This window comes from Hyalangium sp. (genome assembly GCF_035629615.1).
GTDB lineage: Bacteria > Myxococcota > Myxococcia > Myxococcales > Myxococcaceae > Hyalangium.
The window spans coordinates 1-4,762 of sequence record NZ_DASPHO010000756.1 but is presented as its reverse complement, the minus strand read 5'-3'; the positions used below and the strand labels follow the sequence as shown (position 1 = coordinate 4,762).

Genomic DNA, 4,762 nt, shown 5'->3' with positions numbered 1-4,762 from the left:
CGTGTCCCGGGACTGCCCTCCGAGGGGCGCGACTACGCGGGGAGCTTCACGTGGTCGTCTCCGCCGCCATACCGGCCACCGCCGGGAGTGCCCACCACGGAGCGTGAGCGCAGCGCGAGGCGAGGCTCGGACTTCCTCTTCCACACCACGCGCCTGCAGTACACCGCGGGCGTGGTGGCTGCGGAGGACGCGGCGTCGAAGGGAGAGGCACGCATCGCGCTGGCGCGTGTCGCGGCGCACAACGAGCGGCATGCCGAGAGCCGGCACGGGGGCCGTCCCATCTGCGACACGACGCACTGCCAAGCGTTCCTCGGCACGGTACGCGTGAAGCCCGAGGAAGAGAAGGCGCTGGCCCTGCCGCCGCTGAAGTGGAAGCAGTGGCTGCTCTTCTCTCAGGGGGGCCAGGAGCCGTGGCGCGAGTCGCGTCCCCGGGGACGGGTAGAGGCGCTGCTGGGCCAGGGCGTGGCGGCGCTTCGCTTCGAGGCGGGGCGCGTCTCCTTCATCCGTGCGCAGCAGGAAGGCGGGGCGACCTTCGACACCACAGAGTCCATGTCCTGCGAGGTGCTGCGCTCCGCACTCAAGCTGCCCTCCTGCCCGCGCACCGCCTCCTTCGATGGCGCGAGCATCGTCTTCGAGGGCCAGGGACGAGGCCACGGTGAGGGGTTGGACGTGGAGGCCGCCAAGGCGAGCAGCCTGCGCAGCGACGAGATCCTCGAGCGCGCCTACGGGGCGGGAGGCTCGCGCGGCAGCTCCACAGTGAAGCAGGCGCCCTGATCGGGCTCGCTCTGGACGCGGATGGTGCCGCCCAGGGCCTCGACGATGGTGCGGGTGATGTAGAGCCCCAGGCCCAGGCCGCCGTAGTTCCGCCCGGACACGGCGCGCTCGAACCGCTCGAAGATGCGCGCCTGGTGCTCGGGCTCGATGCCGATGCCCTGGTCCTGGACGGTGAGGGTGATGCGCTCGGGGCTCGCCACCAGTAGGACGTGGATGGGCTTGCCCGCGCCATACTTGATGGCGTTCGTCAGTAGATTCTCCGTCACCTGCTCGAGCCGCATCCGGTCCGATTGGCCCGGCAGCGCCTCCGGGCCCTCCACGGTGAGGCGCGACTCTGCCCGGTGGGCCTCGGGCTCCAGCCGCGCGGCCACCTCGCGGACCACGGCGATGAAGTCCACCGGCTCCCAGTGGAGCTTCATCTGCCCGGAGGTGATCCGCGACACATCCAGCAGGTCTCCAATGAGATCCGACAGCCGCTTGAGCTGCCTGCGCCCTGCCTCCACGTGCGTCCGGACTTTCTGCACGAACGGCGAGTCCGGCTGGGCCTCCGCCTCGCGCGCGAGCGCCTGGAGCTTCAGGCTCAAGGGCGTCAGCGGCGTCTTCAGCTCGTGGCTGGCGACGGAGAGGAACTCATCGCGCAGCCGCACGGCGCTCCGGACGGCCTCCTCCGCCTGTTTGCGCTCGGTGATGTCGAACGCGAGCACCACAAAGCCGAGCACCTGCCCGTGAGCATCCCGCTCTGGGATGTAGCTGGACTGCATGTACAGGTTCTGCCCGTCCTTCCGCGTCAGCGCGCCCTCGAAGCGGACGACCTCTCCGGCAAGGGCCCTGGCGATCGGCTCCCGGAACTCCGCGTAGAACTCCTCGCCAATGAACTCCCTCACCGTCTTTCCCAAGAGGTCCTCGGGCTTCACGCCGAACCAGGGCTCATAGGTGTGGTTCGCGAAGCGGTAGCGCTCCTCGGAGTCGATATAGGCCACGAGCGCCGGCAGCGTATCGGTGATGGTCTTCAGCTGCTCCGCGCTCCGTCGCGCCTCCTCGCGGCTGGCCTCCACCAGTCGGCGCGCCAGGACCTGCTCCGTCACTTCGAAGGCGAAGAGCAGCACTCCGTCGACCTGCCCCCCCGGACTCCGGCGGGGCTGCCAGACGAGGTTCCAGTACTTCTCCTCGAGCTGGCCGTGGGTGTAGGCGATGGGAATGAGTACCTCCTGCTCGAAGGAAGGCTGCCCGGTTCGGTAGACGGTGTCCGCGACCGACAGGACCTCCGGCCCCAGATCCGGAACGGCCTCGCGGAGGGGCTTGCCGAGCAGATCCCGGTGCCCCAGCGCTCGCTGAAAGTTGGCATTGGCGAACTCGAAGACGTGCTGGGGACTCCCCAGAATGACGATGAGGGCTGGGGCCTGCATGAAGAGATCATGCAGGTAGGTGCGCTGGGCCTCGGCCTCGGCGTGGGCCGCCTGCTCGCGCGCCAGGAGCCGGGCGCGCTCGGCCCCGTTGGCCTCGGCGCGTTGCCGGGCGGTGAGCTGGGAGCGTGCGACGGCGAACACCATCAAGCTGAGCAGCAGGCCCACTCCTCCCACGGTGGACACCCAGGAGCTCAGCAGCCCCCGCTCGAAGGTGGGCGAGGAGGTGAAGACGAGGGTCCACGGCCGCCCCGCTATCTCGCAGTGCGTGGTGCGGACGAAGCGCGGGGAGCCAGGCGGGGGCTCCGCCTGGAGGGAGGCCGAGTCATACAGGAGCTGCTCGGGCCGCGCCTCTGGACCGTCGTAGATGCGGAAGTAGAGCCGCGGATGACGTGTAGCGGGGAAGATGCCGCTGAACAGCTCCCTCGCGCGGAAAGGGCTGTAGACGAACCCCTGCAGCCGCTCTCGGCGCTCGGCCTCGGAGGAAGGGACGGCCTCGCCCTGGTACACGGGCACATACAGCAGGAAGCCCGCCTGCTTGTCGGCTTCGAGCTCCTGCTTGAGGAGGACCTTGCCTGACAGCGCGGGCTCTCCGGACAGCCAGGCCCGCTCCATCGCGGCCCGGCGCTCGGGCTCCGTGAACATGTCAAAGCCCAGCGCTGCCTGGTTCCGGGCGTCCAGGGGCTCCAGGTAGATGACCGCGTGGTATTCCGCGCGAGGCCCTTCAGGCCAGAGGTGGAAGGAGGGCTGGCCAGTGGCGCGCACCTGCTCGACCCAGGCCTCCTTCTCGCTCGCGGGGATGCGCCGGCTGAAGCCCAGGCCCTGGACGCCCGGGTCATACCGCTTCAGGTCGAGCCGCTTGACGTAGATGCGGAACTCCTCGGGGGTGACGGTGTCGCTGGCGGCGAAGAAGCCCGCGGCCCCGCGCAGCAGCGTGATGTCCGAGTCCAGGTGGGCGAAGATCCGGTCCTGGATCACCTGCACCAGGCTCTCGAAGCGGGCGGTGTCCCGGCTCAGCGCCGTCACGAAGAACAGCGCCGTGCTGGCGGTCGTCAGCACGAGCGAGCACACCAGGACGGCGAGCGGTGCCAGGGTCGAGCGTCTGGAGGGAGAGAGAGAGGCGGCGTTCACAGGGACTCGAGACTCGAGGGCCAGATACCATCGAACCCGCGAAGGCATGCAGACCGTGTCGACCTGAAGCCAGGATTCAAGACAGAGGCCTGCGGAGCGTCACTGCGCCTGGCGTCCCCCCCAGAGGCCCTGCGAGGCCGCGAAAAACCGCAGCGGGCCCCCTCTGCACCATCCCCCGAGGATGCAGAAGGGCATGCCCGCTGCGCACTACCCACCCCACTCGGGAGCGGACTGCAGTGACGGCAGACAGCCCATCACCTGCCCCCGGGTGTCCGCGTGCGGGTGGCTCTGAGCCCACCCCAATGTCTGGGATTGGCTCATGTATTTCGGATACTAATGTACGTCGTAAGGAGGCAGCAACTTCAAACACCCTGTTGAGGCGGGTTACAGCGGCGATTTTCCCTCTGAGGAGATGTAACGGAAGTTTTCAATAACACCGTTGCTCACACAGGTCGGATTTCCGGCAACCATGGATTTATGAGCAGTGTTTGAAAGAAAAGGTGGTGGATGTACCAGGGGGTGCGATACGCCCGGAGCGCTCCGGGTCGAGGTGCGGGGGCACTCAGCAGGTGGTGTCGAGGGCGCGAGGAAGCGTGCCATCATCTGGTCGCCTGGCCCGTGTCGAGAGGATCCTCCACGCGATGATTCCGTTCAGCGAGTTCAAGGGCATCGAGGTCTCGGGACGCAACGTGCTGGGGCTGGTGCAGGCCTTCGGCCAGTTCAAGTCGATCGCCAGCCAGATCCTTCTGGCGGAGGGGCTCGGGCAGAAGGGGCCGGACGGGATGGTCGTGGTGGAGCCCGAGTCCTGGTACCCCTTCGACGCGTTCCTGCGAGCGTTTGCGCGAGCGAGCCAGCACATGGGGGACGCGGTGCTGCACCAGATCGGCGTGTCAGTGATGAAGACGGTGGAGTGGCTGCCCAGCGTCAAGGACGTCAAGACGATGATGGAGTCCATGGACGCGGGCTACCACCTGCACCACCGCAAGAACGGGCGTCCGATGTGGGATCCGCTGACGAAGAAGATCAAGGAGGGCATCGGGCACTACCGGTGGAAGCTGCGGCCGGACGGGGCCATGGAGGTGGAGAGCGACAACCCGTACCCGTGCGCCTTCGACAAGGGGATGCTGTTCGGAGGCCTGCGGCGGCTCCACGCGGTGGGCACCGTCATCCATGACGAGACCCAGCCGTGCCGCAAGCGCGGCCACCCCTCCTGCGTCTACCTCGTCAAGAGCTAGGACGCGTCCCATTGTTTGAGCTGGAGGGAGTCTCCAAGCGGTTCGGCGCCACGCAGGCCCTGCAGCCGATGGAGCTGCGGCTGCCGCCTGGCCGCACCACCGTGCTCCTCGGTCCGAGCGGTTGCGGCAAGTCGACCCTGCTGCGGCTGATGAACGGCCTGCTCCGTCCGGACACCGGCCGTGTCCTCTTCGATGGAAGGCCGCTGCCGTTGGAAGAGG

3 protein-coding genes and 1 pseudogene are annotated in these 4,762 nt (G+C 68.1%); 3 read left to right on the top strand and 1 reads right to left on the bottom strand.

Annotated elements, in window-relative coordinates:
* A pseudogene (locus tag VD972_RS37860) lies at positions 1-774 on the top strand (SpoIID/LytB domain-containing protein); the annotation flags it as partial.
* Here the strand turns inward: VD972_RS37860 and VD972_RS37855 are convergent.
* Positions 723-3,308 carry a CHASE domain-containing protein gene (locus tag VD972_RS37855; protein ID WP_324993693.1) on the bottom strand — a complete coding sequence of 862 codons (2,586 nt, stop codon included), beginning with the start codon at positions 3,306-3,308 and terminating at the stop codon, positions 723-725. The pseudogene VD972_RS37860 and the gene VD972_RS37855 sit on opposite strands and share 52 nt — an antisense overlap.
* 641 nt (positions 3,309-3,949) lie before the next feature.
* Here VD972_RS37855 and VD972_RS37850 point away from each other — a divergent pair.
* Positions 3,950-4,543: a hypothetical protein gene (locus VD972_RS37850; protein WP_324993692.1), complete on the top strand. Its 594-nt coding sequence runs from the start codon at positions 3,950-3,952 to the stop codon at positions 4,541-4,543.
* Positions 4,544-4,554: 11 nt separating this feature from the next.
* Positions 4,555-4,762: ATP-binding cassette domain-containing protein (locus VD972_RS37845; RefSeq protein ID WP_324993691.1), on the top strand; the 208-nt coding region annotated here is incomplete at its 3' end.